Annotated in this window: 1 protein-coding gene; it reads right to left on the reverse strand. The window is 36.1% G+C overall.

Going from position 1 to position 612, the window contains the following annotated elements:
* Positions 1-50: 50 nt before the first annotated feature.
* Positions 51-509 (reverse strand): GNAT family N-acetyltransferase, encoded by a 459-nt coding sequence (locus tag WAO84_RS17170; protein ID WP_340067375.1) that lies wholly within the window; start codon positions 507-509, stop codon positions 51-53.
* Positions 510-612: the final 103 nt, after the last annotated feature.

A 612-nucleotide genomic window follows, 5' to 3' on the forward strand; every position in this document is an offset into this window, starting at 1 on the left:
TTAGCAATTCCGAGTGGATTCGGACGTAGTCGAATCCGCCGTAATTGCGGTTATACATTGTTACCTGCTGTACTTTTATTTTTCCAGTTTTCAAATGTCATTTCAAATTTTATCTCTCCTTTTCCGTGAGTTCCAATTTCATTCCATCCCGATTTTCTATAAAAAGTTTCGGCTCTTGTGTTTGGTTCAGTTCCCAACCATAGATTTTTAGAAGTTTGGTTAAAATACCAATTCAACATCAGGTCGTGTAATTGCCTTCCAATTCCTTGTTTGTCATAGTTCGGGTGTACAAATAAAGCCCAAACATTATTTTCTTTTAAGTCTGCTATTGAAAATCCAACAACTTGATTGTTAACTTCACAAACCCATCCTTTTCCTCTTTTTGTAATAAATTCCAAACAATCAGCATCAGTTACTAATTCAGGATTTGACAGAGTATTTTCGGTCACAGAGTTTCTTACTATTTGAATCTGTTTTATGTCGGCTTTATTTGCTTCTCTAAAAGTCATTTTTATTTAAATCTCAATCTTCAACTATGCGCTTTGTCCGTATTGCAGGTAACGGTTTGGCTATGAGTTGCGTGGGTTAGCGGTTAACTTTGCAAGCCTGCCT

The sequence above is a fragment of the Ascidiimonas aurantiaca genome, assembly GCF_037646345.1.
GTDB lineage: Bacteria > Bacteroidota > Bacteroidia > Flavobacteriales > Flavobacteriaceae > Ascidiimonas > Ascidiimonas aurantiaca.

Excerpts from the sequence above, each read along its gene's own strand:
- WAO84_RS17170 (WP_340067375.1), bottom strand. The coding sequence starts at position 509 with ATGACTTTTAGAGAAGCAAATAAAGCCGACATAAAACAGATTCAAATA.